The organism is Nocardiopsis sp. TNDT3 (genome assembly GCF_003427465.1).
Lineage (GTDB): Bacteria > Actinomycetota > Actinomycetes > Streptosporangiales > Streptosporangiaceae > Nocardiopsis > Nocardiopsis dassonvillei.
Genome location: NZ_QPFC01000681.1, coordinates 1 through 2,830 on the forward strand (window position 1 = coordinate 1; position 2,830 = coordinate 2,830).

At 70.9% G+C, this 2,830-nt stretch carries 2 protein-coding genes; both read right to left on the bottom strand.

What is annotated here, in order from left to right:
* Window positions 1–620: protein kinase family protein (locus DQW06_RS17060; RefSeq protein WP_198662470.1), on the bottom strand; the 620-nt coding region annotated here is incomplete at its 3' end.
* A 279-nt stretch (window positions 621–899) separates the two neighbouring features.
* Window positions 900–2,684: a murein biosynthesis integral membrane protein MurJ gene (murJ, locus tag DQW06_RS17065; protein WP_117198903.1), complete on the bottom strand. Its 1,785-nt coding sequence runs from the start codon at window positions 2,682–2,684 to the stop codon at window positions 900–902.
* Window positions 2,685–2,830: the final 146 nt, after the last annotated feature.

Consider the following 2,830-nt stretch of genomic DNA (forward strand, 5'->3'; position numbering starts at 1 on the left):
GGGTAGGGGCCCGCGGGGCCCTCGGGTGCGGCGGGCAGGCCGCTCTGCGGGCCGCCGGGCCAGTGCCCGGTGAGCGCCGCGTAGAGCAGGTTGCCCAGCCCCTGGGCGTCGGTGGCCGCGGGGTCGGGGTTGCCGGCGCCCAGCAGGGCGGCGTCCACACCGATGCCGGTCACCTTGACCGCGCCGCCGCTGCTCCACATGAGCTTGCTCGGGGTCAGGCACAGGTGGTGAAGGCCTCCGGCGTGCGCGGCGGCGATCGCCTCGGCGGCCTCGGCGACCAGCCCGGCGGCGCGCTCGGGCTCCATGGGGCCCTGCGCGAGGAGGTCGGCCAGGGAGGAGCCGATGACCCACTCCTCGACCACGTAGGGGACGGGGGAGGAGTCGTCGGCGTCGAAGACCTGCGTGACGCGGGCGTCGGGAATGCGGCTCGTGGCCCGGGCGGCGCGCACGACCTCGGAGGTGCGCGGGAAGCCCTCGGCGAAGGTCCACACCGCCACGGGACGCGCGAGCGTCTCGTCGGTGGCCTTCCAGCGTGTGGCGCCGCCGGTCTCGCTCACCACTTGGTCTAGGCGGTAGCGGTTGGCCAGCTTCGCACCGGGTTCGATGAGGAAGGTGCTCATGATGGGAGTGACGGGTGCCAGTGCCGTGGTTTCGCGTGCGTCCGCGCTCCCTGGCCGTCTGCGGACCGGAGCGGTACGGGGTGCGCGCGAGGGGTCCGTCGGCCCTGCCTGCTGTCCCCAGCCTCCCTTCGGGCAGTTCGGTTGAACAATGCGGTAGCGGTAAAGCGATGCCTGTCCATGCTAGGACGCGTGAACAGCATCTTCGGAGGACAACGGATACTCGGCCACCTTCCGGTGCGTAACGGAGCGGGTCCGCTCAATCTCAGCTATTCCTGGTGATCAGCGGCGTCGCAACCGGGTTTTGAGCAAATCGAGGAAGGATGTGACTTCTGTCACTTTGAGGAGCTTTGCGGTCACCACGAACAGCACGGCTCCGACGGCGCCTCCCGCCGCCATCGCCGCCAGACCCGGCCAGACCTCGCCCGGCAGGTCCCGGAAGAGGTAGATCATCGTCACCCCGAAGGCCGCGGACGGGGCGGCGGCCAGGTGCAGCCGGAGCAGCGTGGCCGCGGTCCGGCGCCCGTCCAGGCCGTTGAGCCGCCGGTGCAGCATGTACCACATGATGACGGAACCGACGACGTAGTACAGGCCGTACGGTACGGGAAGCCACACCACGACGTGCTGCGGTTCCACGAGGAACAGCAGGCCGATCGCCGTGGTCGCGTGGGCGATCTCGGAGGGGATCGACACCAGGGCCGGGGTCCGGGTGTCGCCCAGAGCGTAGAACACGCGCATCTGGAGCTGGAAGAGCGTGAACGGGATCAGCATCACGCAGAAGACCATGAGGATGCGCCCGATGGCGGCCGCGTCCTCGGCACTCGTGCTGCCCTGCGCGTAGATCAGCACGCAGAACGGGATCGCGAAGACGATCATCGCGACCGAGAGCGGCGCGATCAGCACCGAGGACAGGCGGAAACCGCGTGAGAAGTCGCTGCGCACCTGGTCCTTGCGGCCCGCGGCCACGTGCTCGCTCATCCTGGGCAGCAGCGCGGTGATCACCGAGACGGCGATGACCGCGTACGGGAGCTGGAAGAGCATCGACGCGAACTTGTACGCCGCGATGCCCGCGCCGGACTCGAAGCCCGCGTCGGCGGCCAGGGCGCCCGCGCGGGTGGCCACGTTGGTGGAGACCAGCGCCCCCACCTGCGCGACGACGATGTAGAGCATCATCCACGAGGCGGCTCCGGCCGCCTCGCCCAGGCCCGAGCCCCGCAGGTCCAGGCGCGGGCGCCATCGGAAGCCCGCCGCGGCCAGCGCCCACACCAGGACGGCGGCCTGGACCACCTGCCCCAGGGCGGTGCCCAGCCCCAGCAGCATCAGCTGGCCGTCGGTGACGGTCTCGGGGGTGCGCCCGGGACCGGCCAGGTTCAGGAACCACACGCAGACGCCGATGATGACCACGTTGTTCAGCACCGGCGCCCACATGGGCGCGCCGAACCTGTTGCGCGCGTTGAGCATCGCGCTGGCCAGCCCGCTGGCGCCGATGAAGAAGATCTGCGTGACCAGGTACCGGGCCAGGACGACGGAGACCTCGTACTGGGCCCCGGAGAACCCGCCCGCGTAGATGCGGATGAACCACTCCGCGACCAGCACCGACACCAGCGTGAGGGCGAACAGCACCAGCAGCATCAGGGTGACCAGGCGCTGCTCGACGCCGTCGCCCCCGTCGGCGTCCAGCTTGCGCCGCTTGACCAGGAACGGCACGAACACGCTGGCCAGCAACCCGCCGATGAGCAGGTCGTAGACCATGTACGGGACCATGCCCGCCGTCTGGTAGGCGTCGCCCAGCAGCTGGGTGCCGATCGCCGCCGCCAGGATGATGGTGCGCACGAAGCCCGTGACACGGGAGACGATGGTGCCCAGCGCCATGATCGCGCTCGACCGGGCGAGGTTGCCCGGCGCCGTGTGGGAGGTACCGCCGATCTCGTCGCCGTCCTCCAGGCGGTCGGCGGTGCCCACGTCGCCGATGTCGCTCGGGTCCCGGAGCGTGTGCAGTCCGGTCTCGGGCTCGGTGCCCGGCTCCTCGCGCTCGTAGGTGTCGAGCACGTCCTCCGGCATCACCATGGCGGGCCGCCGACGGGTTCTGTTCCCGTCGGGCGGCTCGGCGTCCCCGGGGGACGTCCGCTGCGGCAGCTCGCTGGACACCGTCGTGCTGTCCTTCACTCTCGTTCGGGCGGCTTCGGGGCCTCGGCGGGGCAGAGCCGGGGGAG

What these genes read in the sequence shown, in the direction of transcription:
- murJ (WP_117198903.1), bottom strand. Translation starts at nt 2,684, where the DNA reads ATGGTGATGCCGGAGGACGTGCTCGACACCTACGAGCGCGAGGAGCCG.